Genomic DNA, 25,397 nt, shown 5'->3' on the forward strand with positions numbered 1-25,397 from the left:
ATCTTCCGAGGAAAAGCGATGAATGCAAGAAAGCTGTTGAGTGCGGCGCTTGTCGCCGCGGCAGGCCTCGCGGCCACGGGCGGCGCACAAGCGCAGAGCCAGGACGCGTCGGGCAAGAAGCCGAACATCCTGGTGATCTTCGGCGACGACATCGGGCAGACCAACATCAGCGCCTATGGCGAAGGCGTGGTGGGCTACGAGACGCCCAACATCGACCGTATCGCCAAGGAGGGCGTGAAGTTCACCGATTACTACGGTGAAAACAGCTGCACCGCCGGCCGGTCGTCCTTCATCACCGGGCAATCGCCGCTGCGCACGGGGCTGACCAAGGTCGGCGCGCCGGGCGCCTCGGTCGGCCTGCAGAAAGGCGACATCACCATCGCCGAAGCGCTGAAGGCGCAGGGCTATGTCACGGCGCAGTTCGGCAAGAACCACCTCGGCGACAAGGACGAATACCTGCCGACCCGGCACGGCTTCGACGAGTTTTTCGGCAACCTGTACCACCTGAACGCCGAGGAAGAGCCCGAGCGCCCGTACTGGCCCAAGGATTCCAACGATCCGTTCGTGAAGAACTTCTCGCCGCGCGGGGTGGTCAAGGCCTCGGCCGACGGCAAGGTGGAAGACACCGGGGCGCTGACCAGGAAGCGCATGGAGACCATCGACGACGAGACCGTGGGCGCGGCGCTGGACTACATCGACAAGCACGGCAAGGGCGACAAGCCGTTCTTCGTGTGGATGAACACCACGCGCATGCACGTCTATACCCACGTCCGTCCGGAGAACAAGGGCAAGAGCGGCATGCCAGGCAACGACTATGCCGACGGCATGCTCGAACACGACGAGGACGTGGGCAAGCTGCTGAAAAAGCTCGATGACCTGGGCATCGCCGACAACACCATCGTGGTGTACACCACCGACAACGGCCCCAACCAGTGGAGCTGGCCGGACGCCGCGACCACGCCGTTCCGCAGCGAGAAGGATTCCAACTGGGAAGGCGCTTTCCGGGTGCCGGCCATGGTCCGCTGGCCCGGGAAGATCCCGGCGGGCCAGATCAAGCGCGGCATCGTGTCCGGCATGGACTGGTTCCCGACGCTGCTGGCGGCCGCTGGCGATACGTCCATCAAGGACCGCTTGCTCAAGGGCTGGACGCCGCCTGGAAACCCCACCAACTTCAAGGTGCACCTGGACGGCTACAACCAGCTCGACTACCTGACCGGCAAGTCGGACAAGAGCGCGCGCAACGATTTCTATTACTTCAATGATGACGGCATCCTGGTCAGCATGCGCTACGACGACTGGAAGGTCGTGTTCTGCGAACAGCGCGCGCCGGGCAATCTGAACATCTGGCAGGAACCGTTCGTCTGCCTGCGGGTGCCCAAGGTCTTCAACCTGAGAATGGACCCGTACGAGCGCGCGGACATCACGTCCGACCAATACAACGACTGGCTGGGCAAGAACGCCTACCTGACCGAGATCGGCACGATGAAGGCCACCGCGTTCATGGAAACCTTCGTGACCTATCCGCCGAGCCAGCGGCCCGCCAGCTTCAGCATCGACCAGGTGCAGGAGCGCGTGCACAAGTCCATTGCCGATCACTTCAAGGCGCAGGACAAGAAAGAGGCGAAGTAGGGCCGGCTGCGTCAGCTGCAGACCCGCCGCCACGGCGCGATGCCGCGCGGCGGGCAGTAACCGGGACACGGCGCGGTGATGGACATGCCGCTCTGGCAGCGGCTTTCCGGGGCCTTCTCGCCGGCGGGCATCCAGCCCTGGCAATCGCAGCGCGCCAGGGCGCTGCCGGCGGGCAGCTTGCCGGCAGCCGGGTCCGGCTCCGGGACCTGGACCGGCTTGGCCGGTTCCACGGGCAGCGCCTTGACCACCGCGCCGGCTTCGATGCCTTCGATCACGCCGCGCACCTTGGCGTTGGACATGCCGCAGGCGCGCGCGATGGAACGGGTCGAGCGGCCGTCCTCGGCCATGGCCTGGATTTTCTCCTCGCTGCACGCCGCCTCGGCGCTCGGCGCCGCCCAGCCGTTCAAGGCCAGGACGGCGGCCGCGCACAACACCGCTCGATGCAAAATCATGGTCCGCTCCTGCACGTAAGCCCCGCCATCCTTAGGTGGAGAGCGTGTTGCAAAAAGCGTAGTGCCCGCCATTCGGCAGTGTCAATGCGCCGCGCATGGACCCTGCTTGCGGCGGTAGCCGCAAGCATGAGAGGGGGTATCCCTAAGGTTGAGGCTAGGCCGCGATGGCGCGCGCCTCGAACGGATGCGCGGCGATCGCCGCCTCGGCGCGGCCGCGCGCCGCCTCGAGTTCCACCGGGCTGCGCACCGATCCCTGCACCGAGAAAAACGTCACGTCCGTCAGGCCGACGGTGCCCAGCACATAGCGCAGATAGGGCGTGAGGAAGTCCTGCTGGCGCCGCGGATCGCTGCTGGAGAAGTCGCCGCCCGACGCGATCGCCACGTACACCGGCCGCCCGGGCAGGCTGCCGACCTTGCCCTCGGGCGTGATGCTGAAGGTATGGCGCACCCGCACCACGTGGTCGATCCAGGCCTTCAGCGAGGACGGCACCGTGAAGTTGTGCATGGGCGTGGCGATCACGATGTGGCTGGCCTCGCGCAACAGGCGTATCTGTTCGGCCGAGCGCCTGAGCGCGCCGCGCTCCAGCGCGGGGCCGCCGGGGTCCTGGCGCGCGCTGAGCGCGGCGGCATAGTCCGGGTCCACGTGCGGCAGGGTATTGGCGTCGACGTCGACGATGGCCGAGGCCGCGCCGGCGATGCGCTCGACGATGCGCTGCGACAGGCGGTAGCTTTCGGAGGCGCGGCCGCGCGGGCTGCAGATAATGCGCAGAATGCTCATGGGGCGGGGGTCTCCACGGGTACGTGCAGGGATTTGCCGAAACGGATGGCGCTGGTCAAAAGGCCCTGGCGGAAATAGAAACGCTGGGCCAGCGCGTTGCCCAGGCCGGTGTCGAGCACCAGCCGGGCGCAGCCGGCGCCGCGGGCGAGTTCGTCCAGCGCCTGCAGCAGCCGCGCGCCGTGGCGGCCGCCGCGCAGCGCGGGCGAGACGACCAGGTCGTCCACGTACAGAAAACGGCCGTACACCAGGTTTTCCTGGAAGCGGTAGCCGGCCAGCGCCACGGCCTGGCCGTCGCGCATGACGGCCAGCAGTCGGTAGCGTTCGTGGCGCATGCGGGCGACGCGTTCCAGAAAGTCTTCGGCATCGTCCAGGTGGGGCCGCAGCTCGCGCATCAGCGGCAGGCAGGCGCTCACCTCGTCGGGCGTTTCGAGGTGGCGCAGGGGGAGGTCGGGATCAGGTGTCATGGCTGCCATGGTAGGCGGCGCATGCCATAATTCCCAGAGCCATATTTTGATTTTTGGACTATGCCATGAGTCGTGCATCTCCCCAGGACCGCGAGGCCGGCCCCCTGTACCGGCAGGTCTACGAGCGCTTTCGCGGCGCGATCGTCCAGGGCACGCTCAAGCCGGGCGACCGCATTCCGTCGGCGCGTTCGCTGGCCAAGGAGATGGGCGTGGCGCGCGGCACGGTGGAGGTGGCGTATTCGCTGCTGGCCTCCGAGGGTTATATCCAGGCGCGCGGCCAGGCGGGCACGGTGGTCTCGCCCGATCTGCAGCCGCAGGCCGGCGCGCCGGCGCCGCCCGCGCCCGAGCCGCCGGCGCACGACGTGCCGGCCTGGCCGCGCTGGTCCGGCATCCTGCCGTTCCAGATGGGGCTGCCGGCGCTGGACGCCTTTCCGCGCAAGCTGTGGGCGCGGCTGGGGGCCAGGCAGCTGCGCGGGCTGCAGGCCACGGAACTGGCCTATCCGCCCAGCAGCGGCCTGCCGGCCTTGCGCGCCGCCACCGCCGCCTATCTGCAGGTGGCGCGCGGCATCCATTGCCAGCCTGCGCAGGTGTTCATCACGTCCGGCTACAACCACACGCTGCGCCTGGTGCTGCAGGCCCTGTTCGAACCGGGCGACGAAGTCTGGATGGAAGATCCCGGCTATCCGCCGACGCGGCTGCTGCTGGAGCAGGCGCGGCTGCGCCCGGCGCCGGTGCCGGTGGATCAGGACGGCCTGATGGTCGATACCGGCATCGAACGCGCGCCGGGCGCGCGCGGCGCGGTGGTGACGCCCGCGCACCAAAGCCCCCTGTGCATGTCGCTGTCGCTGCCGCGCCGCCAGGCGCTGCTGGACTGGGCGCAGCGCAGCGGCGCGTGGATCGTGGAGGACGATTACGACGGCGAATACCGTTACGTGGGCCGGCCCTTGCCGGCCTTGAAAAGCCTGGACGGGCAGGGCCGCGTGCTGTACGCGGGCACCTTCAGCAAAGTGCTGTTTCCCGGGCTCAGGCTGGCTTATCTGGTGGTGCCCGAAACCTTGAGCGCGCGTTTCGAGCAGTTGTGCTGGCTGGGCGGCGGCGCGCCGGGCCTGACTCAGGCCATCCTGGCGGCATTCATGGCCGAAGGCCATTTCGGCCGCCATATCCAGCGCATGCGCAGGCTGTACGCGCAGCGCCGCGAGGCCGCGGCCGCCGGGCTGGCCGAGGCGCTGGGCACGCGCCTGCGGATCGAGCCGCAACCGGGCGGCATGCACATGGTGGCGCGCCTGCGGGCCGGCCAGGGGGACCGGCGCCTGGCGCAGCGCATGGTCGAGCATGGCCTCTTCGCCGAAGCCGTGTCGCGCTGGTATGCCGGACCGGGCGGGCAGCCGGGGCTGCTGCTCAGCTTCACCAACATCGCGTCGGCGGCGCAGGCCCGCGAACTCGGCCTGCGCATCCGCGCGTTGATGTGAGTTAATTCAGCCCGGCCTTGTCCAGGCCATAGGCCGCGTCGGCCGAGCCGGGCGCCGTGCGAAACGCCACGTTCAGGCGGTTCCAGCCGTTGATGCCGACGATCAGCAGCGTCAGTTCCGACAATTCGGCCTCGTTGAACTCGGCGCGCGCGGCGCGGTAGGCTTCGTCGGACACGCCGGTCGGCGCCAGCGTGGTCACGGCCTCGGTCCAGGCCAGCGCGGCGCGCTCGCGCGCCGAGAACAGGGTGGATTCGCGCCAGATCGCGACGTGGTGCAGCCGCAGTTCGCGTTCGCCTTCGATCCTGGCCTGCTTGACGTGCATGTCCAGGCAGAAGCCGCAGCCGTTGATCTGCGAGGCGCGGATATCGACCAGATGGCCGAATTCCCGGACCACCGCCGACTTCTTGAGCGCGGTGCTGAATTCCAGGTATTTCTTCGAAAGTTCGGGCGTGGTCTCGAAGTAATTCAATCGCTGAGTCATATTGCTTCCTGTCGATGTCTCGGGAGAAATCCAGAGCCCGTAGCATGCGGCCGGCGCGCCCGGCGCAGAAGTGCCATGAACGGTATTTCGTTATGGGCCATATTCGGGCGGGCGCCGGTTGAATCCGCCGCGGCGCCCGGCTATAAGCTTGAAGCGAGGGCAGGATACTCATGCCCCGTAGCCGATGAAGCCCCGTCCCATGCCGCAGCCGCCTTCCCACGACGAACACGTCGCCAGCCAGTCCACCGCGCCCGCCCGCGTCCAGCCCGGTCCGGGTTCCGTCTTCGAGGTATTCCTGGTTTTCCTGCGCCTGGGCCTGACCTCTTTCGGCGGACCGGTGGCGCACCTGGCGTACTTCCATGCCGAATTCGTGGAGCGCCGCCGCTGGCTGGACGAATACGCCTATTCCGATCTGGTGGCGCTGTGCCAGTTCCTGCCCGGGCCGGCCAGCAGCCAGGTCGGCATGGCCATCGGCCTGAAGCGCGCCGGCTGGGCCGGCATGCTGGCCGCGTGGGTGGCGTTCACGCTGCCCACGGCCGTAGCGCTGGGGCTGTTCGCGGCGGGGCTGGCGCAGTTCGGCTGGCTGTCCGGATCAGCCGCCATCCACGGCCTGAAAGTCGCGGCGGTCGCCGTCATCGCGCAGGCGATATGGGGCATGGGCCGCTCGCTCTGTCCCGACCGCACGCGCGCCGCGCTGGCGGTGGCGGCCGCGCTCGTCACGCTGGCCGTGCCCGGCGCGCTGGGGCAGGTGGCCGCCATTCTGCTGGGCGCCGTCATCGGCGCGGCCACGCTGCAAGTGCCGGCGCGCCCGGCGCTGGCGGTCGAACGCCAGGCCGTGTCGCGCCGCGCCGGCTACGCCGCGCTGGCCCTGTTCGTGCTGTTGCTGGCCGCCTTGCCGGCCTGGGCGGCGTTGACCGGCCAGCCGCTGGCGCGCCAGCTCGATGGCTTCTACCGCGCCGGCGCCCTGGTGTTCGGCGGCGGACACGTGGTGCTGCCCCTGCTGGAATCGGCCGCGGTCGGCGGCGGCATGGTGTCCGACGCCGAGTTCCTGGCCGGCTATGGCGCGGCCCAAGCCATGCCGGGGCCGCTGTTCGGTTTCGCCGGCTTCCTGGGCGCGATGTCGCCGGGGCCGCTGTCGGGCTGGGCCGGCGCGCTGGCCATGCTGGTCGCCATCTTCCTGCCCGGGGCGCTTCTGGTGGCGGCCGCGCTGCCTTTCTGGGAAAGCCTGCGGCTGCGGCCCGGCGTGCGCAACCTGATCGCGGGCGTCAACGCCAGCGTGGTCGGCATCCTGCTGTCGGCCCTGTACGATCCGGTCTGGGCCAGCGCCATCCGCGGGCGCACCGACTTCGCGCTGGCGCTGCTGCTGTTCGCGCTGCTGGTCTACGCCCGATGGTCGCCGGTCTGGGTGGTGCTGATCGCCGCCGCGGGCGGCTGGGCGCTGGGCTGGCTGGGCTGAACGTCCTGCCAGCGCGGCGCCCGTTTCTGCAGGAAAGCGTCGATGCCTTCGCAGGCGTCGGCCTCCATCATGTTGCGGGCCATCACGTCGCCGGCATAATCGTACGCGTCGGCCAGCGCCATCTGCCGCTGCTTGTAGAACATGCGCTTGCCGTAGCGGATCGCGGTGGGGCTCTTGGCCAGGATGTCGTTCACCAGGGCCTGCACGCGCGCGTCCAATTCCGCTTCGGGCACGGCGTCGTTGATCAGGCCCCAGTCGCGCGCCTGCGCCGCGTCGATGAAGCGGGCGGTCACCAGCATCTCGAAGGCGCGCTTGGCCGACACGTTGCGGCTGAGCGCCACCGCCGGCGTCGAGCAGAACAGCCCCACGTTGATGCCCGACACCGCGAACGTGGCGCTATCTGCCGCCACCGCCAGGTCGCAGCTGGCCACCAGCTGGCAGCCGGCCGCCGTGGCGACGCCGCGCACCTTGGCGATGACGGGCACGGGCAGGGCCTGCAGTCCCTGCATGACGCTGCCGCACTTCCTGAACAGCTCGCGGTAATAGTCCAGGGACGGCTGGCTGCGCATCTCGCGCAGGTCGTGGCCGGCGCAGAACGCCCGGCCGGCGGATTCCAGCACCACGCAGCGCGCGTCGGCGTCGCGGGCCAGGGCGTCGATCTGCGCCTGCAACGCGGCCAGCATGGCTTCGGACAGCGCGTTGAACTGGCCCGGGCGGTTCAGCCGCAGGGTCACCACGCCGCCTTCGTCCGTGCGCTCGAGAATCGGGCTCTCCATGTCTCCTCCAGGTTGTGATTTCCCGGAAGATACTAAGCCCTGCGTGGTGGAAAGAAAACCGGCGGCTCAGCCGGCCGCGAGGCGGCGCGCCATGCCGCCCGACAGCAACAGCAGCGGCGCCACGATAGCCGCGCCGATCGAGGCCATGGCGGCCTGCGGCGGCATGCCGCTGTCGACCAGCAGCGTGGCGATGAGGGCCGAACCGCTCATCTGGAACAGGCCGTAGACCGCGGCCGCGGTGCCGGCGCGTTCGGCGAAGGGTTCGAGCGCCAGGCTCAGGCCCGAGCCCAGCGCCAGCGAAAAGCCCACGGTCAGCACCGCGACCGGCAGCATGAAGGCCCCGGCCGACAGCGGCAGCCACAGCCAGGCCGCCAGATGCATGGCCGCGGCCGCGAGCAGCGCGGCCATGCCGACCCGCACCATGGCGTGGCGGCCGAAGCGCGCGATAAAGGCCGGCGCCAGGAAGAACGCGCCGATATTGATGGCCGCGTTGCCGCCGAACCAGGCCGAGAATCCCAATTCGGAATAGCCCAGTTCCTGCACCAGCACCACGGGCGCGGCCGCCACGAACACCAGGATCATGGCCATGCCGGCCATGCCGAACGCCGCGAAGTACAGAAAGCGGCCGCTGGCCACGATGGGCGCGTAGCGCCGCAGGCTGTAGAGCGGGCCTTGCGGCCGGCCGGGCGCGGCCCGCGTCTCTTCGAACCGCAACGCCAGCAGCGCCGCCAGCCCCAGCGCGAACAGCACCATGAACGCGAACGTGCTGCGCCAGCCCGCATGCACCGCCAGCGCGCCGCCCACCAGCGGCGCCAGCGCGGGCACGGTGCACAACGCCCCGTTCAGATAGCTGTAGACGCGCGCGCCCACCGCGGGGCTGAAGCAGTCGCGCACCGCCGCGAAGGCCACCAGCGAGGCCGAGCACGCGCCCAGCCCCTGGATCACGCGGGCCGCGTAGAACACTTCCAGCGAGCCGGCCGCCGCCCCCAGCGCCGATCCCAGCAGATAGGCGAGCACCCCGCCTACCGCCACCGGGCGGCGGCCGTAGCGGTCGGCCAGCGGGCCGATCAGCACCTGGCCCACGCCCACGGCGAAGATGAACAGCGTGATGCTGGCCTGCAGCGCGGTGACGGGCCGGCCGAAATCCTGCGCCATGGCCGGCAGGGAAGGGAGGTAGATGTCGATGCCCATCGGCGTGAGCGTGACCAGCCCCATCAGGAGGCCGATCAGCCAGCGTTGGCCACGGGGAGATAATGCAGACTTCATGGACAGGCTCGGGGTTCGTTGCGAACCCGGGAAAACCCGATATTATCCATGAACGAAGGAGAATCGCCTCATGAACGCGCCCGCCCTGCGACCCCGTATCGTGATCCTCTATTGCACCCAGTGCCAGTGGCTGCTGCGCGCGGCCTGGATGGCCCAGGAGCTGCTGTCCACCTTCTCGACCGACCTGGGCGAGGTGGTGCTGCAGCCGGGCACGGGCGGGATTTTCCAGGTCACCTACAACGGCGACCTGATCTGGGACCGCAAGAGCGACGGCGGATTTCCCGAAGCCAAGATCCTCAAGCAGCGCGTGCGCGACCGGCTCGACCCGGGCCGTCCGCTGGGCCATATCGACGGCCACGAGCGCGACGACGGCGCGGCCGCCGCCATTGCCCGCAAGCAGCCCGACGCCTGACGCCGGACCCCGCGTTCACGCCTTGGGCGTCCACGGCCGCCGCCGACTGGCGGCCAGCGCCGCTTCGAGGCGCCGTTTGCTGGCCTCGGGCCAGCAGGCTTCCTGGTCGTAGAACTCGTCGGCCGCCGGCACGTCCTCGGGCAGGCGCAGCCAGGGCTGCCTGGAGCGCACGAAACAATGCGCGCCCGGCGGAAAGTCGGCGGGGCGGTCCAGGGTGCCCGCGTAGATCAGGGCCACCGCCTCGCCGAACGCCGGGTGGTGGCTCCACAGATAGCCGGCGCAGGCGGCGCAGCGCACCACCACCGCCGTTTCGCCGTCGTCGGCCGTCTTGCCGGCCGGGTAGCGGCGTAGCTCGCCGCTCAACCGCGTGACGCGGTCGGTCTCGATGGGTGCGTTCATGCCGAAGGCGCTGCCCGAGTGGCGCTGGCATACGGTGCAGTGGCAGCAATGCACGAACATGGGCGGGCTGGCCAGGCGGTAGCGGACCGCGCCGCAGTCGCAGCCGCCTTCGATGGGAGCGTCGGACATCGCGGATCTCCAGGAGCAGGAATCGACGCGGCCAGTGTATCGGCGCGTCACGGGCGAGGGCAGTGGCAATCGCGACAAGGTAGCGGGGCGATTGCGTCAGGGGCTTCTATTTCGCGCAAAATGATGCTAAAATTCTTTATCTGGCAGCCAACGAACAATATCAACAACGAATATCAACAACGCAAGCCAGAACTTTCCAGCGATGGCCGGGCGCGTTCCGGCCGTTGCTTCGCCAGCGCCGCCCGCCTAGCATGCGCCCGCATCCCGCCAGGGAGCCGCATCCCGGGCGCGCTTGAATCCTGCGTATCGCGCTTGTGCCGGGCAAGCCATACGCCCTGAACAGGAGAACGCCCATGTCTCATCAACTGGCCAGCAAGAAGTCGCGCTTCGAGATTCCGCCGCTGAACTGGAAGGCGCCCGAGACCAAGCAGGACACCGACGCCAAGACCGCCGCGGCCAAGGCCGACGCCCACCAGGACCGCGAGGCCTCGCGCTCGACGGCCTAAGCCCCAAGCCTGTGTCGGCCGGCCCGTCCGGGCCGGCCCTCTCCACGTATCCGCCTGCGATGGCGCGCCGCGCCGCCGCAGGCGGTGCTGCATTCACGCACCGCAGTTCCCGCCGTTGCGGCCCACGCGCCGCGCGGCGGCCTGCGCCTGCGCCGCCGTTGGCGCGACTTTTCCGATAGCGAGCACCCGGTATGCCTGAAAGCCCCTTCAGCCGCCCGATGGTCAGGCCCTTCATCTATGTCACGCCGACCTCGCGTTCCCTGATGTTCTCGCGCGGAGAGATACAGAGCCGCATGTGGACCGGCGATCCCTACGCGCTGAACCTGGAGTACACGCGCCTGATGATGGGGTTTCTGCTGCTCAATCCCGAGCCGCGCCGCATCGCCATGGTGGGCCTGGGCGGCGGGTCGCTGGCGAAGTTCTGCTACCGCTATCTGCCGTCGGCGCGCATCGACGTCTACGAGATCAATCCGCAGGTCATCGCCTTGCGCGATTCGTTCCTGGTGCCCGACGACGACGAGCGTTTCACGGTGCTGCAAGGCGACGGCGCCGAGCTGATCCGGAACTACCGGGACGAGTATGACGCGGTGCTGGTCGACGGTTTCCAGATCGGCGGCATCGCGCCGCAATTGGCGAGCGCGGACTTTTACGAAGCGTGCTGGCGCGCCCTGGCCGCCGAGGGGCTGATGGTGTGCAACTTCCATGCGTCGGACTTCAATACCCAACGCTATCTCGGCCGCATCCGGCAGCGCTTTGCCGGATCGGTGGTGGAGGTCAGCGACACCTCGCTGGCGCATCGCATCGTGTTCGCCTGCAAGGGCGGCCGCCTCAAGCGCCGCACCCGCTTGCCCGCGCACAAGCCCGAGGCCATGAGCGCCGAGCTGTGGACGCGCATCGCGCCCGGGTTGTGGCCCGTCGTGGACTGAAAGACGGGTCAGGGCGCGTGCGTCACCACGCGGTTGCGGCCCTGCTGCTTGGCGTCGTACAGCGCCTCGTCGGCCTCGCGGAACGCCGCGCCCACGTCCGCGCCGCCCCCCGGCCATTGCGCCACGCCGGCGGAAATCGTGATGGCGCCCACGCCGGGCAGCTGCTGCGCTTGCACGCGCCGGCGCAGGCGCTCGGCCACGTTGCCGGCTTCGCGGGCGCCGGCGGCGGGGAGGAGCATCAGGAACTCCTCGCCGCCGTTGCGACAGAGCACGTCCGACGGGCGTGAACCGTCGCGCATCAATTGCGCCAGGCTGCGGATCACTTCATCGCCCACCGCGTGGCCGTGGGTATCGTTGACCCGCTTGAAGTGGTCGATGTCCAGCGCCACCACGGCGAACGGCGCCTCGGCCGCCTGCAGCCGCTGCACGGCGGCCTGCAGCCCGCGCCGGTTGTACAGGCTGGTCAGCGGATCGGTGATGCTGGCCTGGTTGAGCTTGCCGATTTCGTCCTGCAGGTTGGTGAAGCTCCGGATCACCGCGAGCTTGAGCCGGCGCGCCTCGAAATACCAGGCGCGCACCGAACGCACGCGCTGCATCGCCACCGCCATGTCCTGGTGTTCTACATTGGTGGCCAGCTGCGACAGCGGCTGCGAGATCTTGCGCGCGCACCACCAGATGGCCAGCAGGAACAGCAGCGCGAACGGCGTGGCGTAGCCGACCAGAATCCAGATCAGCCGGTCCAGCGGCTCCAGCGTCGCCCCGGTGGGCCGCTGCGCGATCACGCCCCAGCCGCTGGCGGGCACGCTGGCGTAGCCGGCCAGCATGTCCACGCCCTGCGTATTGACCAGGCGCTGCGCGCCTGCCTGTCCGCGCATCACGGCGGCCACCACCGGATTGCGGCTGACGTTGTCGCCCACGCGGCCGGGGTCCTCGTGGTAGAGCAGCCGGCCCTCGGCGTCGACCACGTAGAGATAGGAGCCGTCCTGGTACGGATGCCTGCCCAGCAGCGTGTGCAGCGCGCCTTCGTCGCTCAGATAGATGGTGCCCGCGATGTAGCCCAGGTAGCGGCCGTTCTCGGCCAGGATGGGATGGGAGACGGTGAGCAGCAGCACGCCGGTCAGCGAGACGTACGGCTTGCTGATGAGCGGCTGGCGCGCCTGCAGCGCGGCGCGGCTGCCGGGCGTGTCGACCCGCACGCCCAGGTATCCGCGCAGGGTCTGCGAGGTGGCCAGCAGGGTGCCGTCGGCCCGGACGATCGCCACCGTATTGAAGCTGTCGTCCTGTTCCTGCAGCCGCATGGCCTCGGCCGCGAGCAGGTCCGGCGCGTCGATGCGCGCGGCCAGGTGGCGGGCGCTGTATTCCAGCCGGCGCTGAGCCGACTTCAGGAACACGCCCGTGCTTTCCGCCAGCTTGGCGGCGTAGACGCGGTTGGCTTCCAGCGTATTGGCGATGAGCTGTTCGCGCTGGACGCGGTAGCTGGCATAAAGCGCATTCACGGTGGACACGAGCGCGCTGAATATGGTGAGCGCAAGCACGAGCCCGCGTAGGTGGATTCGCATGAGGGAGGAGGGCCGGGTCGAGGCAGGGGAGCTGCCCGGAATTCTACCGTGGGCCGCCCTCGGGCTCGTCCAGCAGCCGGGCGGCCGGCGACCGGGCGGCCGAGCCGGCGCGGAAATAGCCCATGACCGTGGCCACGCTGCTGTGGCCGGTCAGCGCCATGGTGTCGCCCAACGGCTCGTTCTGCCGGCCCGCCTCGGTCACGAAGCCCGAGCGCAGGCTGTGCGCCGAGAAGTCGCCCTCCAGCCCGGCCAGCCGGCAGCGCTGCTGCACGATGTCGCGCAGCGCCGCGGGCGCCAGCGGCTCGCCCAGCACGCCGCCGCGGCGCACGCGGCGAAACAGCGGGCCCGCGGTGATGCCGCTCATACGCAGCCAGTCGTCCAGCGCGCGCGCCGCCGGGCCGACGATGGGCTTCTGGTCGTCGGCGCGCCGCGCGCCGGACTGGTTGGTCTTGGATTGCGCCAGGGTGTAGAGGAAACCGTCGGCCGTGCGCCGGGTGTTCTCGACCGTGGCGCGCGCCACCTCGGAACGGCGCCGCCCGCCGCTGGCCCAGGCGAACAGCAGCAGGGCGCGGTCGCGCACCCCCCGCAGGGAATCGTCGCAAGTCGCCAGCAGCGCCTGCAGCGGCTCGCGCGTCAGCGCCGCCTTGCGGGCGGGCGCCGCGCCGCGGCCGGCATAGGCACGGCGGGTCCGCGCCAGCAATTCGCGCACGCGCGCGGCGCGGCAGGGGTTGGGATGGCCGTGCAGCTCGTGGGCCTTGGACAGCACCGCCAGGCGCTGCAGCAGCGTATTGAGGCTGGGCGGGCCGGGCCGGCTCTTGGCCTTCAGGCGCACCAGCTCGCGGTCCAGCGCCGCCGGCAGCTCCCATTTCAGGCCTTGCGGGGTGTCGCGCTGCGCGTGGTCGACCACGAACTGGATGACCGCGGCCTCGGGCAGGGGCAGGGCGAAGGGCTGGCCGTAGCGCAGCCCGTACCAGGCCGTCCAGTAACGGATCGCGGCGCGGTAGGCGGCCGCGGTATTGGCCGAACTGCCTTCGCGCATCAGCTCGCGCATGGCGGCGTGGGCCTGGGCGTCCAGCGCGGCGGGATTCAGGACGGGCAGGGCGGTTTTCGGGGTCAGCGACGGCATTTTATTCAAATACATACATATGCTGTATGATATCTAACATATTCTATAGATTACTCGCGATAAGGTTCACTTATCGAGGGTAATTATCCTGAAAATCTGACGGAAAACCAGCCATGGCCACCGGAATTACTGAGACCGACGTCTGGAGCGCCGCCGACGCCCTGTTGCTGGAAGGCGCGCGGCCCACCATCGAACGCGTGCGCCAGAAGATCGGGCGCGGGTCGCCCAATACCGTCAGCCCGTATCTGGAGACCTGGTTCCGCGCCCTGGGCGCGCGCATCAAGGACCCCGGCGCCTTCGCCGCCGCGCCGGCGGTGCCCGACCCGGTGGCCCAGGCCGCCGCGCATTTCTGGGAAGCCGCCCAGGCCGAAGCCCGCGCGCAGCAGGCCCAGGCCTATCGTGAACGCTGGGAAGAACTGGCGCAGGAGGGCGGCCGGCTGGCGGCCGACGCCGAGCAGCTGCAGCGGCGCGAGGCCGGCCTGGCCCAGCGCGAGCGCGACCTGCAGGAAGCGCTGCGCGTGGCCACCTCGCAACTGGCGGCGGCCGAAGACCGGCTGCTGGCGGCCGAAGAACAGCTGCGCCTGCGCGACGACAGGCTGGCACAGCTGCAGCAGGAACTGGCCGAGTCGCGCGCGGCCGCCCAGGCCTTGCTGGCCGATGCCGACCAGTCCCGCAGCCGCCACGCGCAGGCGCTGGAAGCGCTGCAATCCCGCCACTCGGCGCATGAACGCCGCTGGCTCAATGAACTGGACGCCGAACGCGGCGCGGTCAAGCGCCTGCAGGCCCGGCTGGATGACGCCCAGGCCGCCGCGCAACAACAGCAGGCGCGGTCGGACAAGGCCCTGGCCGATGAACAGGCCCAGCGGCGCCAGGCGGAGCAGGGCGCGCAAGCCGCGCGCGCCGAGGCGCAGGAGCAACGCCAGCGCCTCGAGGCCGATCTGGCCGCGGTGCGCGCCGACGCGGCGCTGGCGCGCGAACGCGAACGCGCGTTGCAGGCCGCGCTGGCCGCCGCCACCGCCCGGGCCGACGACAACGCCGAACAGCTCAAGGCCAAGGACGCGCAACTGGGCGAGATGGCGCGCCACCTTGTGGCGCTGAGCGCGGGCGCGCCGCCCGCCGACGGCTCGCGCCCCTGACGCCGCGGCGGGCCGGGCGTAGCGTCAATGGCCCGGATACACGCCCTGGAACGGCTCGTTGTTGGGCTCGCCGAAGCTGGACGAGTGGTAGTTGGCCGGATTGGCCGCCGTCGAGCCGGACGGGCGCGACGAAGTGGAGCTGTAGGAACTGGTTCCGGTGCCGGAGCAGCCGGCCAGCATGACGGCCAGCACCAGGCCGGCGGTGGTCAGGGTCCTCATGGCGTACCTCGCTAAAGATGGCCGCCGCAAGCGCGGCAGGCCCGGCGTTGCCGGCAAGTCGCGTGCCCGCCTTCGGCCCTGTCCCCGAACCGGGGAATTTCGGATACATTGCAGCGAAACGCTATGGCGCGAGGCACCCGGGCGGGCGCCACACGGCCGCCATGCGCAACCATCCAGGGCCGCGGGCCCTGTCAGGAGCCGCCGGTGCAGCCACGTCAACCGGTCGATATCGCCCGTGTCCTGCTCGTCATCGCCATACTTGCCGGGCTGACGATAGGCAGTCTTTACATCCTGCGGCCGTTTTTGCCGGGCCTGGTCTGGGCCACCACCATTGTCGTGGCGACCTGGCCGGTGCTGCTGGCGATCCAGCGCCGCTGCGGCGGACGCCGCTGGATCGCCACCATCGTCATGCTGTTGCTGCTGCTGTTCGTGATCGTGCTGCCGCTGTACCAGGTGATCGCCACCCTGGCGCTGCATGGCGGCGCCATCATGGAGGCCATCAAGCGCCTGCCGGACTATGCGCTGCTGGCGCCGCCGGCGTGGGTGGGCAGCATTCCGCTGGCCGGCCCGCGCATCGCCCACGAATGGCAGGCGCTGTCGGATGCCGGCGCGGGCGGGCTGCTGGCCCGGCTGGAACCGTATCTCACCATCGCCGCGCGCTGGCTGCTCGGCCACGCCGCCATCGTCGGCGTGTTCGCCATGCACATGCTGATCACGGTCGTGATCGCCGGCATTCTGTACAGCCGCGGCGACGTGGCGGCCCAGTTCGTGCTGCGCTTTTTCAACCGGCTGGCCGGGCAGCGCGGCATGTCCGCCGTCAGGCTGGCCGCGCTGGCGATCCGCGCCGTGGCGCTGGGCATCGTGGTGACGGCGGTGGTGCAGTCGGTGCTGGGCGGCATCGGCCTGTGGATCGCCGGCGTGCCGGCCGCCGGCATCCTGACCGCGCTGATGGTCATGCTGTGCCTGGCCCAGCTGGGCCCGTTTTTGCCCATGCTGGGCGGCGTGGTGTGGCTGTTCCAGAACGACATGAAGCTGGCCGCCGGCATTCTGCTGGCCTGGGCGCTGGTGGTGGCCATGCTGGACAACCTGCTGCGGCCCATGCTGATCAAGCGCGGCGTGAACCTGTCGCTGCTGCTGATACTGGCCGGCGTGCTGGGCGGGATGTTCGCCTTCGGCATCGTGGGCCTGTTCATCGGCCCGGTCATTCTGGCCGTGACGCAGACGCTGCTGCACGCCTGGGTCGACGAAACGCCCGCGCCGCAGGCCGTGCAAGCGCCCGGGTCCGGGCCAAGGGCGTAACATTCGCCTCTCGACGCGGGCGTGCGCGCCCGCGGTTTCAGTCACGCCATCCGCCAGTTCCATGTCGAAGCCTCCCCACACGCGCGCCGCCGGCACGCTGACCCTTCCACGCCGCGCCGCGGCGTCCAGAAACGCCCCCCGCAATACCGCCCGCCAGGACAGCAAGCCGGCCGACGGCAGCGAGCGCCTGGCCAAGCGCGTGGCCGCGCTACAGCAGTGCTCGCGCGGCGACGCCGAACGCTATATCGAGGGCGGCTGGGTCGCGGTGGACGGCAAGACCGTGGAAGAGCCGGGCTTCCGGGTCGCCCCGCAACAGGCCGTCGCGCTGCTGCCCGGCGCCCGGCTGGAACCCGCGCAGCCCGTCACCATCCTGCTGCACAAGCCCGCCGGCCTGTACGCCAACGACGAACCCGGCTCGGCGCGCGACCTGATCCTGCCCGAGAACCTGATGCCCGGCGACCGCTCCGGCCTGCGCTTCCTCAAGCGCATGCTCAATGGCCTGAAGCTGGCCACGCCGCTGGAGCGCGCCGCCAGCGGGCTGCTGGTCTATACGCAGGAATATCCGGTGATGCGCAAGCTGGTCGAAGACGCGCGCCACGTCGAGCACGAATACATCGCCGAAGTCGCGGGTGCGCTGGGCGAGGGCGATCTGGCGCGGCTTCAGCGCGGCCTGGCCTGGCAGGGCCGTCCGGCCACGCCCATGAAGGTCAGCTGGCAGAACGAAACCCATCTGCGCTTCGCCTTGAAGACGCCGGCGCCGGGATTCATCGAGTACGTCTGCGACACGGCCGGCCTGCGGCTGCTGGCGCTGCGCCGCATCCGCATCGGCCGCCTGCCCATGGCGGGGCTGGCGCCGGGGCTGTGGCGCTACCGCCTGGGCTATGAGCGGTTCTGATCAAAGGAAGGACATGAGCAGCAAAGCAGCAAACCACGGCCAGCCGTCCCCGCGCCGCAGTTTTCTCATCCAGGCGGGGGCCCTGGGCCTGTCCGCCGCCGTCCTGGGCGGTTGTGCGTCGCGCGCGCCGGTCGCGCCGCGGCGGCCGGCCACGCCGGCGCCCGCCGCGCCTCCGGTTTCGCCGGGCACTGCCGCCTCGCCGGTGCCGGCGCTGCGGCCCGGCGCGAAAGTGGCGATCGTGGCGCCGGCCTCGGCCGCGCCCGACGCCAGCGACCAGGCCGCCGAATGGCTGCAGGAGCGCGGCTACGCGCCGCAGGTCATGCCGGCTTCGCGCATCCGGCTGCAGCCGCCGTACGACTACCTGGCCGGCAGCGACGCCGAGCGGCTGGCCGATCTGCACGCCGCCTTCGCCGCGCCCGACGTCAGTGCGGTGTGGTGCCTGCAAGGCGGCTTCGGCTCGTGGCGCCTGCTGGACGGGCTGGACTACGAGCTGCTGCGCCGCCATCCCAAGCCCTTCATCGGCTACAGCGACATCACGGCCCTGCATCTGGCCCTGCAGCGGCGCGCCGGCTTCGTGACCTTCCACGGCCCGATGCTGGCGCAGGACATGCTGGCCGGCAAACGCGAGCCGACCGAATCGCATCTGCTGGCCATGCTGAGCGGGCAGTTCGGGCAGGGCGCCTGGATCGACCCGCCGCTGGACGCCCCCGCCACCCCGCTGGTGCCGGGAACGGCCACCGGGCGGCTGGTGGGCGGCAACCTCGCCCTGATCGCGGCGCTGATCGGCTCGCCCTACGAGATCGACACGCGCGACGCGATTCTTTTCATCGAGGACGTCAACGAGGCGCTGCCGCGCGTGGACCGGCTGCTGAACCAGCTGGCCGCCGCCGGCAAGTTCGACGGCGTCAAGGGCGTGCTGGTCGGCAACTTCACGCGCATCCTGGGCGTGCAGATGGACGACGCGCAGGCCCAGGGCATGCTGTATCCGCTGATCCTGGACCAGTTCCGCGGCCGCGGCATCCCGGTGCTGGGCGGCTGGCCCAGCGGCCACGGCAATCCCAACCTGACCTTGCCGCTGGGCGCGCGCGTGACGCTGGACACCGGGCGCGGCGCGCTGCGCCTGGAACAGGCCGTAGTGATCCGATAGCTGGAAATGCATCATTAATAGTGCAAAACTAGCCTCAATGCGCTATTAATGACCCAATTTATTTTCTGACATGCCTCATTTATGGTGCATTCCAATAGATTAAGCACTATTATTGAGTCATGAAAAAGAAGATCGAACCCAGCTTCGAGGCCGCCGAAGCGCTGGCCCGGATCGGCGCCAATATCCGCACCGCCCGGCTGCGGCGCGCCGAAACCGAGTCCACGCTGGCCAGCCGCATGGGCGTGTCGCGCGCCACCATCGCCCGTCTCGAACGCGGCGACGGCGGCGTGTCGCTGGCGCTGGCCGTGGAAGCCTTGCTCCAGTACGGCTACGCGGACCAGCTCTACGCGCTCGGCGATCCCGAGCAGGACGGCGTCGGCAAGCGGCTCGACGCAATGCGCCGGCCCAGCCGCGGCGGCGCGGGCGCGCTGCACTCGCACCGGGCCGATCCCACCCGGCTGTAAGAAGCGTCTGCGCACATGGCTACCGGCAAGAAGCACAAATCGGTCGAAAGCGAGCTGTACGTCTACGTCGACATCCGCGGCGAGGCCGTATTGGCCGGCCTGTTGACGCTGGACGACACGGACGAGAACCGCTTTTTCGCCGAATTCACCTACGTGCAGTCCTACGTGGATGACCCGCGCGCCTTCGCGCTGGACCCGCTGAACCTGCCGCTGGTCGACGCCCGCAGCACGTTCCGCACCGAAAGCCGCTACGAAAAACTCGGCGCCATATTCGACGCCGCGCCCGACGCCTGGGGCCGCAACGTCATGCGCATCGACAACGCCGGCGCGCGCGTGACCGAAGACGAGGTGTTGCTCAAGGGCCGCGGAATGGGCGTGGGGGCGCTGTTCTTCAGCGCGCGCCAGCTCACGCCCAATATGCGCAAGACCTACCGCCTGCCCGAAGTCAGCCAGCTGGAATCGCTGGCCGGGCTGCTCACCGACATCGACCAGGGCGTCAAGCCCAAGGGCCTGTACCGCGACATCCTGGGCAGTTCATGGGACATCGGCGGGGCGCGCCCCAAGACCATCGTGCGCGACGACCAGGGCGAGATGTGGATCGCCAAATTCCCGCGCAAGGGCGATTCCTACGACCGCCAGCGGGTCGAGTACGCCAACCTGCAGATGGCCAGGGCCATCGGCCTGACCGTTCCCGAGATCCGGCTGGCCGAAACGCGGCTGGGCGCGGTGCTGCTGACCCATCGCTTCGACCGCGAACTGCTGCCGGCGGGCAAGGGCGCGGACCCCATCGTCGCGCGCCGCCATTTTCTGAGCGGGGCCTCGCTCATCAGCCCGTCCGTCCAGATCGGCAAGCGCGAACTGGACGGGCCGCGCGGCAAGGCCACGTATTCCTACGCCCGCCTGGCCGACGTGGCCCGCCGCGTGTCGTCCAACCCGGTGCAGGACCTGAAGGAGCTCTACGCCCGCATGGTGCTGAACGTGGCCGTGCACAACACCGACGACCACCTGAAGAACGTCGGCTTTCTCAAGGACGAAAACGCCCACAGCTACCGGTTGTCGCCGCTGTTCGACGTGGTGACGCAGGAAGGCTCTGCCAGGCACTATCTGCATATCGGCGCGGCCGGGCGCGAAAGCTCGTTCCAGAACTGCCTGAGCGAATACCGCCGCTTCGGCCTGCGCTCCGAAACCGCCGCCCGCCAGATCCTGGACCACGTGCGCGGCGTGGTGGCCGAACGCGGGCGCTACTACGACATGGCCGGCATGAGCGCCCAGGAAGTCGGCCACGTCGAGGCCTCGCTGATGGCCTGGCGCAACGATTCCTAGGCGCGCCTGGCCGACCAGCTCCCGCGGCCCGCGGCCTTGCCGCTCATGGTCTTGCCATTGACCACGCCCGTATAACGCACGCCGTCCACCGTGAAGGCGATTTCGGCGCCGTTGAGCCGCGCATCGGAGATCGGGACCGAACCCAGCTTGCCGGACAGCTTCTGGTAGTGCTGCTCCAGGTGCAGCGTCTGGCCGTCCACGTCCCACTTGCCCTGGACCTTGGCCGGCACGATCCACAGCAGCGCGGTGCAATAGCTGCTGCAGTTCTCGGTCACGGTTTCCTCGGCGTCCGGCTCCCAGTCGCCCATGCGGAACGTGTTCGACACCACGCGCGTGCCCGGCGCCAGCTCCAGCAGCCTGGGCCGCAGTTTTTCGTTGATGGTCGACAGCAGGAACATGGTGATGACGTCGGCCTTGGACAGGTCGGTGGCGAACAGGTCGGCCGCCACGAACGTGGCCCGGTCGCCCACGCCGGCGCGCTCGGCGTTGCGGCGCGACAGCGCCACCAGGTCCGGGTTGTACTCGATGCCCTGGGCCGTCAGGCCGCGCTGGGCGGCGGTGATCACGGTACGGCCGTCGCCCGAGCCCAGGTCCATCAGCCGGTCGCGCGGCGTGACCTTGGCCATGTCCAGCATCTTGTCGACCAGGGTCTGGGGCGTGGGCACCCAGATGACGTCCTTGCCGTCCTGGCCGACGCTGGGCTCGTAGTCCTGCTGTTGTTCGGTGGCCGCCGCGGGCGCGGCCTGCGCGGCGGCGCCCAGAACGCAGGCCAGGGCCAGCGCCGCGGCCGAAGCCGCCCGGACGCCGGGCCGTTGGAACGGAATCGCGATTTGCATGATGCAGGCTCCTTGCGTGGGGTTGCGTAAAGCCGTCTGCAAGCGCCGCGCCTAATCTGGCGGCGGCTGCGGGCGGGCCAGGCGCAGCATGGGCAGGCCCGCCGCCAGGACGGCCAATCCGATCAGGGCGCCGGCTCCCGCGTAGACGGCGCTCGAATACACCAGGCCGGCGCACACCAGCGCCAGCAGTAAGGGGGGCAGGGGATACAGCGGCACCCGGAACGGGCGCGGACGGTCGGGGTCCAGCCGCCGCAGCCGCCACACCGAGGCCGCCACCAGCAGCATGAACAGCCAGAACACCGGCGCGGTGTAGGCCACCAGGGTCTGCACGCTGTTCTTGCTGAACGCGCCCAGCCCGATCAGCGCCAGCGTGATCGCGCCCTGCGCCAGCAGCGCAGCGGCCGGGGTTTCGTTGCGCGCGTTCCAGGCCGCCAGCGCGCCCAGGCGCGGCACGTCACGGCCCAGCGCGCAGTACACGCGGGCGCCGGTGATGATGGTGCCGTTGATGGTGCTGAGCGCCGTGGCGCAGATCGTCAGGCTGAGCAGGGCCGCGGCATACGGGCCGGCCGCCAGCTGCATGACGTCGGCGCCCAGCGCGGGCGTGTCGCGCAGCCCCTGCAGCCCGAAGATCTCCAGCAGGGCCAGGTTGGTCAGCACATAGGCGGCGGTGACCACCACGGTGCCCAGCAGCAGCACGCGGCTCATGTTGCGGCCCGGCTCGCGCAGTTCGCCGCTCAGATAGGCGGCCTCGTTCCAGCCGCCGTACGTCAGCAGCACGAACACCATGCCCATGCCCAGCAGGCCGGCCGGATGCCCGGCAAGCGGCATCGGCGCCACGTCGCGCAGCGGGCCTTGCGCGGTGGCCGACAGGCTGGCCACCAGCACCGCGGCCAGCGCCGCCAGCGTCAGCAGCGTGAACACCCATTGCAGGCGCTTGGAATAGCGCGTGCCCGCCACGTTCAGCGCGGTCAGCGCCACCACCGACAGCGCCGCGTGCAGGGCAGGGCCGTAATCGCCCAGCGGCGCCAGGCGCTGCGCATAATCGCCATAGATATAGGCCACCACCGCGATCGCGCCGGTCTGGATCACCGTGCAGCGCGCCCACGCGAACATCACGCCCACGCGCTGGCCCCAGGCCCGCGTCAGGTACAGGTATTCGCCGCCGGCGCCCGGATAGGCCGAGCCCAGCTCCGCATAGCACAGCGCCCCCACCAGCATCACGCAGCCGCCCGCCACCCACAGCGCCACATAGGCGGCTTCGGAAGCGGCGTGCTGGGCCACCAGCGGAGGAAAGCCGAATATGCCGATGCCGATGACCACGCCCACCAGCACCATCGTCGCATCCAGCACCGACAGGCCGGCGGCAGGGGGCGCATGCTGGAGACTCGCGGACGAACGCGCGGCGGACCTTGTCATCGGGGCTCTCGGGTCGGCGGGAAAGGGCAGGCGCGGATGCCGCCGGGCGGCAGCATCTGACAATAACCTGAACAATTATCGACTCGGATATGTCCTGGAAAGTTTCTTCGGGTTTACCCGAAAAAAATGCAGGAAGCGTCTGGCCCATTGCGACACTTCCTGCATCAAACAACTTTAACTTATCGTTTTAAGTGATTGATTATTTGAGATTGTTCGTAGTTATATAAGGTGAATTAGTTAAAGTGATTTCTCTGAAGCTACTTCATGCTCGCGCCCCGGCGTGAGCATTAGATACCGCTGGCGCTCGGCTGGGAATCACTGAAATTGGGTATTTGCCGGCGAATTGCCGCTGCTCGGGAAAGTCGGGCCAGGGCGATTCTCCGAAACGGTTCTTGAAATGCCCCCCTTGGCTGCCTATGATCGGAACGGGTTTCGACCAGAGAGGATGCTCATGCGACCGTCCGTCGTGCTAGACATGAAGCGCAGTGCAGTACGCGAAGCAGTAGGCCGATATCGCACAGCAAATCCGCGCGTCTTCGGTTCCGTGCTGCATGGCACCGACCGGGAGGGCAGCGATATCGATCTGCTGGTCGACGCGCTGCCGGAAGCCACCCTGTTCGACCTGGGTGGACTGCAAGAGGAACTGGAATCCCTGCTGGGCATCCACGTCGATTTGCGAACGCCCGGCGACCTGCCGCCAAAGGTCCGGGCCAAGGTGCTCGCGCAGGCGCAGCCGGTATAAACGCGGCCAGCATCGCCTCAGTTCTAACACCGCATCAAGGCGACACCCGAGAACACCTAAACCGTCGAAGCCCCGCCCAGAATCACCGTGTACTGCGACGACAGCACGCCGCCGTTGCCATGCGCCAGGGCGACTTCGGCGCCCTCGACCTGGCGCTGGCCGCATTCGCCGCGCAACTGGCGGACGGCTTCGATCAGCAGGAAGATGCCGTACATGCCGGGGTGGCAGTACGACAACCCGCCGCCGTTGGTGTTGACGGGCAACTGGCCGCCTGGCGCGATGCGGCCGTTGGCGACGAAGGCGCCGCCTTCACCCTTGGCGCAAAAGCCCAGATCCTCCAGGAACAGCACGGTGTTGATGGTGAAGGCGTCGTACAGGCCCACCACGTCCATGTCGGAGGCGGTCAGGCCGGCCTGTGCATACGCGATCTCGCCGGACACACGCGCGCCGGTATTGACCAGGTCGGGCATGTTGCTGATGGTCAGGTGGGTGCTGCAATGGCCCGAACCCAGCAGGTAGACCGGGGCGGTGCGCAGCCCGCGCGCCCGCGCCGGCGTGGTCAGCACCAGCGCGCCGCCGCCGTCGGAGACCAGGCAGCAGTCGCGGATGGTGAGCGGATGGCTGACCATGCGCGAAGACAGCACGCCTTCGACCGTCAGGGGTTCGCGCTCCCAGGCCATGGGATTCAGCAGCGCCCACTGGCGCGCCGCCACGGCGACTTCGGCCAGCTGCTCGCGGGTGGTGCCGAATTCATGCATGTGACGGGCGGCCGCCATGGCGTAGGCCGTGGCCGGCAGGAAGGGCTTGTAGGGCGATTCGTAGGGGTTCCATTCCGGCCGGCTGGTGTTCTTGCGGCCCAGCGAGCGCTGGGTGCTGCCGTAGGCCACCACGGCGACCTCGCACAGGCCGGCGGCGATCGCCGCCTCGGCCCGCGCCAGGTGCCCCATGAACGACGAGCCGCCGGTGGAGGTGGAGTCGATGTAGGCTTCCGGCAGCTGCAGGTATTCGGCCAGCGCCAGGCCCGCCAGGCGGCTCTGGGTGGTGGCGCAGAACAGGCCGTCCACGTCCTTGATGGACAGTCCGCAGTCGTCCAGGGCGCGGTATACGCCCTGGGCCATCAGGTCCAGCGCCGTATAGGCCTCGCCCACGGCGCCCAGGTCGGATTCGGCCGCGCCCGCCACCACGGCGCGGCCGGGTCGGAAATCGTCGTTCATCATGCGGACTCCAGCGGCGTGAACACGGCGACGGGATCGTCCAGGCCTTCCTCGGCCGCGGCGCGAAAGCGCACGCGCTGGCCGATGGCGACCTGCAGGGGGTCGGCCGCCTCGACCCGGCTCATCATCCGGAACCCTTCGTCCAGGTCGATCAGCGCCACGTTGTAGGGCGCGCCCTTGCGCGGGTAGACCACCGAGGTGCTGTACACGGTGCCGATGCCGGCGCTGATGCGCCATTGCAGGCTGTCCTGGCCGGTGTAGGGGCAGCGCACCCGCGGAAAGAACACGGCGCGCCCGGCCGCCGGGCTGAATTGATAGGCCAGTTCGCCGGCCTTCAGATGCCGCACGTAACGCGCATAGGGCGCGCCCGTGCCGGCTGCGTCGTCGACTCTCATCATTTGCCCTTTTCGTACATCAGGTTCAGCGTTTCGGCCACCATGACCGGGCGTTCCTGGCCTTCGCGGTACATGGTGTTGCCGTAGGTCAGGCGCACCGCGCCTTCCAGGCGTTCGAAGGCCACCAGGCTGCGCTCCAGGCAGATGCGCGAGCCCACCTGCACCGGCGCGGTGAAGCGGACCTTGTTGGAGCCGTAGTTGATGCCGCGCCCGCGCTGGCGCACCTGCACGATCTCGCCGCCCATGCCGGACATCAGCGAGAACGTCAGCATGCCGTGGGCGATGGTCTTACCGTCCGGCAGTTCGCGCCGGGCCCGCTCCACGTCCACGTGGATCCAGTTGTCGTCGCCCGACAGGCGGGCGAATTCGTCGATCATGGGCTGGGTGACTTCGATCCAGCCGGTCCGTCCCAGGACTTTGCCGACGTGGGCTTCGAGTTCGTAAGGGGTTTCCAAAGTCAGCATGGGCTGCCTCCAGGTAAGA

Annotated in this window: 28 protein-coding genes; 13 read left to right on the forward strand and 15 right to left on the reverse strand. The window is 69.4% G+C overall.

The window, feature by feature from the left end:
• The first annotated feature begins 18 nt into the window (after positions 1 to 18).
• Entirely contained in the window at positions 19 to 1,629 is a 1,611-nt protein-coding gene (locus tag AC1M14_RS13465) for an arylsulfatase (RefSeq protein WP_102771191.1), read from the forward strand.
• 11 nt (positions 1,630 to 1,640) lie between these two features.
• On the opposite strand, the gene AC1M14_RS13470 is transcribed toward AC1M14_RS13465, so the two are convergent.
• The 3 genes from AC1M14_RS13470 to AC1M14_RS13480 form a co-directional block, all read right to left on the reverse strand.
• Positions 1,641 to 2,081, reverse strand: a complete 441-nt coding sequence (locus AC1M14_RS13470; RefSeq protein WP_111825138.1) for a hypothetical protein — start codon at positions 2,079 to 2,081, stop codon at positions 1,641 to 1,643.
• 154 nt (positions 2,082 to 2,235) lie between these two features.
• A complete protein-coding gene (locus tag AC1M14_RS13475; RefSeq protein ID WP_479729791.1) occupies positions 2,236 to 2,859 on the reverse strand; it encodes an FMN-dependent NADH-azoreductase in 624 nt (207 codons plus the stop codon).
• On the reverse strand, positions 2,856 to 3,323 hold the full coding sequence (locus AC1M14_RS13480) for a GNAT family N-acetyltransferase (protein ID WP_479729792.1): 468 nt from the start codon (positions 3,321 to 3,323) through the stop codon (positions 2,856 to 2,858). Before AC1M14_RS13480 ends, AC1M14_RS13475 begins: the two co-directional genes overlap by 4 nt.
• Before the next feature lie 65 nt (positions 3,324 to 3,388).
• On the opposite strand from AC1M14_RS13480, the gene pdxR reads away from it, so the two are divergent.
• Positions 3,389 to 4,792, forward strand: coding sequence for a MocR-like pyridoxine biosynthesis transcription factor PdxR (gene pdxR, locus AC1M14_RS13485; protein ID WP_479729793.1), 1,404 nt, complete (start codon positions 3,389 to 3,391; stop codon positions 4,790 to 4,792).
• Between the two features lies 1 nt (position 4,793).
• On the opposite strand, the gene AC1M14_RS13490 is transcribed toward pdxR, so the two are convergent.
• Positions 4,794 to 5,273, reverse strand: coding sequence for a carboxymuconolactone decarboxylase family protein (locus tag AC1M14_RS13490; RefSeq protein WP_102771186.1), 480 nt, complete (start codon positions 5,271 to 5,273; stop codon positions 4,794 to 4,796).
• A 199-nt stretch (positions 5,274 to 5,472) separates the two neighbouring features.
• On the opposite strand from AC1M14_RS13490, the gene chrA reads away from it, so the two are divergent.
• The gene (gene chrA, locus AC1M14_RS13495; RefSeq protein WP_111825142.1) at positions 5,473 to 6,729 is read left to right on the forward strand and encodes a chromate efflux transporter; all 1,257 of its coding nucleotides are present in this window, start codon (positions 5,473 to 5,475) and stop codon (positions 6,727 to 6,729) included.
• Here the strand turns inward: chrA and AC1M14_RS13500 are convergent.
• Together AC1M14_RS13500 and AC1M14_RS13505 are read right to left on the reverse strand one after the other, a co-directional pair.
• A complete protein-coding gene (locus tag AC1M14_RS13500) occupies positions 6,654 to 7,505 on the reverse strand; it encodes an enoyl-CoA hydratase (RefSeq protein ID WP_258231311.1) in 852 nt (283 codons plus the stop codon). The two genes, chrA and AC1M14_RS13500, sit on opposite strands and share 76 nt — an antisense overlap.
• A gap of 66 nt (positions 7,506 to 7,571) precedes the next feature.
• Positions 7,572 to 8,771: a multidrug effflux MFS transporter gene (locus AC1M14_RS13505; RefSeq protein ID WP_479729794.1), complete on the reverse strand. Its 1,200-nt coding sequence runs from the start codon at positions 8,769 to 8,771 to the stop codon at positions 7,572 to 7,574.
• Between the two features lie 70 nt (positions 8,772 to 8,841).
• Here AC1M14_RS13505 and AC1M14_RS13510 point away from each other — a divergent pair, with 70 nt between their 5' ends.
• Positions 8,842 to 9,183: an Rdx family protein gene (locus AC1M14_RS13510; protein ID WP_102771184.1), complete on the forward strand. Its 342-nt coding sequence runs from the start codon at positions 8,842 to 8,844 to the stop codon at positions 9,181 to 9,183.
• Positions 9,184 to 9,198: 15 nt separating this feature from the next.
• On the opposite strand, the gene AC1M14_RS13515 is transcribed toward AC1M14_RS13510, so the two are convergent.
• Positions 9,199 to 9,711, reverse strand: coding sequence for a GFA family protein (locus tag AC1M14_RS13515; RefSeq protein ID WP_102771183.1), 513 nt, complete (start codon positions 9,709 to 9,711; stop codon positions 9,199 to 9,201).
• Between the two features lie 353 nt (positions 9,712 to 10,064).
• Here AC1M14_RS13515 and AC1M14_RS13520 point away from each other — a divergent pair, with 353 nt between their 5' ends.
• Together AC1M14_RS13520 and AC1M14_RS13525 are read left to right on the forward strand one after the other, a co-directional pair.
• The gene (locus AC1M14_RS13520) at positions 10,065 to 10,217 is read left to right on the forward strand and encodes a hypothetical protein (RefSeq protein ID WP_168202119.1); all 153 of its coding nucleotides are present in this window, start codon (positions 10,065 to 10,067) and stop codon (positions 10,215 to 10,217) included.
• A gap of 191 nt (positions 10,218 to 10,408) precedes the next feature.
• Positions 10,409 to 11,143: a spermine/spermidine synthase domain-containing protein gene (locus AC1M14_RS13525; protein ID WP_479729795.1), complete on the forward strand. Its 735-nt coding sequence runs from the start codon at positions 10,409 to 10,411 to the stop codon at positions 11,141 to 11,143.
• Between the two features lie 8 nt (positions 11,144 to 11,151).
• On the opposite strand, the gene AC1M14_RS13530 is transcribed toward AC1M14_RS13525, so the two are convergent.
• Positions 11,152 to 12,648, reverse strand: a complete 1,497-nt coding sequence (locus AC1M14_RS13530) for a sensor domain-containing diguanylate cyclase (RefSeq protein WP_348639085.1) — start codon at positions 12,646 to 12,648, stop codon at positions 11,152 to 11,154.
• A 97-nt stretch (positions 12,649 to 12,745) separates the two neighbouring features.
• Complete coding sequence (locus AC1M14_RS13535) at positions 12,746 to 13,843, reverse strand: site-specific integrase (RefSeq protein WP_479729796.1); 1,098 nt, start codon at positions 13,841 to 13,843, stop codon at positions 12,746 to 12,748.
• 98 nt (positions 13,844 to 13,941) lie between these two features.
• Here AC1M14_RS13535 and AC1M14_RS13540 point away from each other — a divergent pair, with 98 nt between their 5' ends.
• Complete coding sequence (locus tag AC1M14_RS13540; RefSeq protein WP_479729797.1) at positions 13,942 to 14,964, forward strand: DNA-binding protein; 1,023 nt, start codon at positions 13,942 to 13,944, stop codon at positions 14,962 to 14,964.
• A 24-nt stretch (positions 14,965 to 14,988) separates the two neighbouring features.
• Here the strand turns inward: AC1M14_RS13540 and AC1M14_RS13545 are convergent, their stop codons facing one another.
• Positions 14,989 to 15,183 (reverse strand): hypothetical protein, encoded by a 195-nt coding sequence (locus AC1M14_RS13545; RefSeq protein WP_102771178.1) that lies wholly within the window; start codon positions 15,181 to 15,183, stop codon positions 14,989 to 14,991.
• A gap of 204 nt (positions 15,184 to 15,387) precedes the next feature.
• Here AC1M14_RS13545 and ydiK point away from each other — a divergent pair, with 204 nt between their 5' ends.
• The 5 genes from ydiK (at position 15,388) to AC1M14_RS13570 (ending at position 20,311) form a co-directional block, all read left to right on the forward strand.
• The gene (gene ydiK / locus AC1M14_RS13550) at positions 15,388 to 16,482 is read left to right on the forward strand and encodes an AI-2E family transporter YdiK (RefSeq protein ID WP_479729798.1); all 1,095 of its coding nucleotides are present in this window, start codon (positions 15,388 to 15,390) and stop codon (positions 16,480 to 16,482) included.
• A gap of 61 nt (positions 16,483 to 16,543) precedes the next feature.
• Complete coding sequence (locus AC1M14_RS13555) at positions 16,544 to 17,377, forward strand: RNA pseudouridine synthase (protein ID WP_102771174.1); 834 nt, start codon at positions 16,544 to 16,546, stop codon at positions 17,375 to 17,377.
• 13 nt (positions 17,378 to 17,390) lie between these two features.
• Positions 17,391 to 18,524, forward strand: coding sequence for a S66 peptidase family protein (locus AC1M14_RS13560; RefSeq protein WP_479729799.1), 1,134 nt, complete (start codon positions 17,391 to 17,393; stop codon positions 18,522 to 18,524).
• Between the two features lie 119 nt (positions 18,525 to 18,643).
• On the forward strand, positions 18,644 to 18,988 hold the full coding sequence (locus AC1M14_RS13565) for a helix-turn-helix transcriptional regulator (protein WP_111825150.1): 345 nt from the start codon (positions 18,644 to 18,646) through the stop codon (positions 18,986 to 18,988).
• A 15-nt stretch (positions 18,989 to 19,003) separates the two neighbouring features.
• Positions 19,004 to 20,311, forward strand: coding sequence for a type II toxin-antitoxin system HipA family toxin (locus AC1M14_RS13570; RefSeq protein WP_102771172.1), 1,308 nt, complete (start codon positions 19,004 to 19,006; stop codon positions 20,309 to 20,311).
• On the opposite strand, the gene AC1M14_RS13575 is transcribed toward AC1M14_RS13570, so the two are convergent.
• The gene (locus AC1M14_RS13575) at positions 20,308 to 21,147 is read right to left on the reverse strand and encodes an SAM-dependent methyltransferase (RefSeq protein WP_102771171.1); all 840 of its coding nucleotides are present in this window, start codon (positions 21,145 to 21,147) and stop codon (positions 20,308 to 20,310) included. The genes AC1M14_RS13570 and AC1M14_RS13575 overlap by 4 nt on opposite strands.
• A gap of 51 nt (positions 21,148 to 21,198) precedes the next feature.
• A complete protein-coding gene (locus tag AC1M14_RS13580) occupies positions 21,199 to 22,563 on the reverse strand; it encodes an APC family permease (protein WP_479729800.1) in 1,365 nt (454 codons plus the stop codon).
• A gap of 451 nt (positions 22,564 to 23,014) precedes the next feature.
• Between AC1M14_RS13580 and AC1M14_RS13585 the strand changes: the two genes are divergently transcribed.
• Entirely contained in the window at positions 23,015 to 23,305 is a 291-nt protein-coding gene (locus tag AC1M14_RS13585; RefSeq protein WP_479729801.1) for a nucleotidyltransferase family protein, read from the forward strand.
• Positions 23,306 to 23,361: 56 nt separating this feature from the next.
• Here AC1M14_RS13585 and AC1M14_RS13590 read toward each other — a convergent pair whose 3' ends face one another.
• The 3 genes from AC1M14_RS13590 to AC1M14_RS13600 are packed head-to-tail and all read right to left on the reverse strand — an operon-like array spanning position 23,362 to position 25,378.
• The gene (locus tag AC1M14_RS13590; RefSeq protein WP_479731802.1) at positions 23,362 to 24,519 is read right to left on the reverse strand and encodes an acetyl-CoA acetyltransferase; all 1,158 of its coding nucleotides are present in this window, start codon (positions 24,517 to 24,519) and stop codon (positions 23,362 to 23,364) included.
• Entirely contained in the window at positions 24,519 to 24,917 is a 399-nt protein-coding gene (locus AC1M14_RS13595; protein WP_479729802.1) for a Zn-ribbon domain-containing OB-fold protein, read from the reverse strand. Before AC1M14_RS13595 ends, AC1M14_RS13590 begins: the two co-directional genes overlap by 1 nt.
• Entirely contained in the window at positions 24,914 to 25,378 is a 465-nt protein-coding gene (locus tag AC1M14_RS13600; protein WP_102771168.1) for a MaoC family dehydratase, read from the reverse strand. Before AC1M14_RS13600 ends, AC1M14_RS13595 begins: the two co-directional genes overlap by 4 nt.
• Positions 25,379 to 25,397: the final 19 nt, after the last annotated feature.

This window comes from Achromobacter sp. SX5 (genome assembly GCF_056711425.1).

Coding starts and splice junctions, on each gene's coding strand:
- AC1M14_RS13465 (WP_102771191.1), top strand. CDS start 19: ATGAATGCAAGAAAGCTGTTGAGTGCGGCGCTTGTCGCCGCGGCAGGC.
- AC1M14_RS13470 (WP_111825138.1), bottom strand. CDS start 2,081: ATGATTTTGCATCGAGCGGTGTTGTGCGCGGCCGCCGTCCTGGCCTTG.
- AC1M14_RS13475 (WP_479729791.1), bottom strand. CDS start 2,859: ATGAGCATTCTGCGCATTATCTGCAGCCCGCGCGGCCGCGCCTCCGAA.
- AC1M14_RS13480 (WP_479729792.1), bottom strand. CDS start 3,323: ATGACACCTGATCCCGACCTCCCCCTGCGCCACCTCGAAACGCCCGAC.
- pdxR (WP_479729793.1), top strand. CDS start 3,389: ATGAGTCGTGCATCTCCCCAGGACCGCGAGGCCGGCCCCCTGTACCGG.
- AC1M14_RS13490 (WP_102771186.1), bottom strand. CDS start 5,273: ATGACTCAGCGATTGAATTACTTCGAGACCACGCCCGAACTTTCGAAG.
- chrA (WP_111825142.1), top strand. CDS start 5,473: ATGCCGCAGCCGCCTTCCCACGACGAACACGTCGCCAGCCAGTCCACC.
- AC1M14_RS13500 (WP_258231311.1), bottom strand. CDS start 7,505: ATGGAGAGCCCGATTCTCGAGCGCACGGACGAAGGCGGCGTGGTGACC.
- AC1M14_RS13505 (WP_479729794.1), bottom strand. CDS start 8,771: ATGAAGTCTGCATTATCTCCCCGTGGCCAACGCTGGCTGATCGGCCTC.
- AC1M14_RS13510 (WP_102771184.1), top strand. CDS start 8,842: ATGAACGCGCCCGCCCTGCGACCCCGTATCGTGATCCTCTATTGCACC.
- AC1M14_RS13515 (WP_102771183.1), bottom strand. CDS start 9,711: ATGTCCGACGCTCCCATCGAAGGCGGCTGCGACTGCGGCGCGGTCCGC.
- AC1M14_RS13520 (WP_168202119.1), top strand. CDS start 10,065: ATGTCTCATCAACTGGCCAGCAAGAAGTCGCGCTTCGAGATTCCGCCG.
- AC1M14_RS13525 (WP_479729795.1), top strand. CDS start 10,409: ATGCCTGAAAGCCCCTTCAGCCGCCCGATGGTCAGGCCCTTCATCTAT.
- AC1M14_RS13535 (WP_479729796.1), bottom strand. CDS start 13,843: ATGTATTTGAATAAAATGCCGTCGCTGACCCCGAAAACCGCCCTGCCC.
- AC1M14_RS13540 (WP_479729797.1), top strand. CDS start 13,942: ATGGCCACCGGAATTACTGAGACCGACGTCTGGAGCGCCGCCGACGCC.
- AC1M14_RS13545 (WP_102771178.1), bottom strand. CDS start 15,183: ATGAGGACCCTGACCACCGCCGGCCTGGTGCTGGCCGTCATGCTGGCC.
- AC1M14_RS13555 (WP_102771174.1), top strand. CDS start 16,544: ATGTCGAAGCCTCCCCACACGCGCGCCGCCGGCACGCTGACCCTTCCA.
- AC1M14_RS13560 (WP_479729799.1), top strand. CDS start 17,391: ATGAGCAGCAAAGCAGCAAACCACGGCCAGCCGTCCCCGCGCCGCAGT.
- AC1M14_RS13565 (WP_111825150.1), top strand. CDS start 18,644: ATGAAAAAGAAGATCGAACCCAGCTTCGAGGCCGCCGAAGCGCTGGCC.
- AC1M14_RS13570 (WP_102771172.1), top strand. CDS start 19,004: ATGGCTACCGGCAAGAAGCACAAATCGGTCGAAAGCGAGCTGTACGTC.
- AC1M14_RS13575 (WP_102771171.1), bottom strand. CDS start 21,147: ATGCAAATCGCGATTCCGTTCCAACGGCCCGGCGTCCGGGCGGCTTCG.
- AC1M14_RS13580 (WP_479729800.1), bottom strand. CDS start 22,563: ATGACAAGGTCCGCCGCGCGTTCGTCCGCGAGTCTCCAGCATGCGCCC.
- AC1M14_RS13585 (WP_479729801.1), top strand. CDS start 23,015: ATGCGACCGTCCGTCGTGCTAGACATGAAGCGCAGTGCAGTACGCGAA.
- AC1M14_RS13590 (WP_479731802.1), bottom strand. CDS start 24,519: ATGAACGACGATTTCCGACCCGGCCGCGCCGTGGTGGCGGGCGCGGCC.
- AC1M14_RS13595 (WP_479729802.1), bottom strand. CDS start 24,917: ATGATGAGAGTCGACGACGCAGCCGGCACGGGCGCGCCCTATGCGCGT.
- AC1M14_RS13600 (WP_102771168.1), bottom strand. CDS start 25,378: ATGCTGACTTTGGAAACCCCTTACGAACTCGAAGCCCACGTCGGCAAA.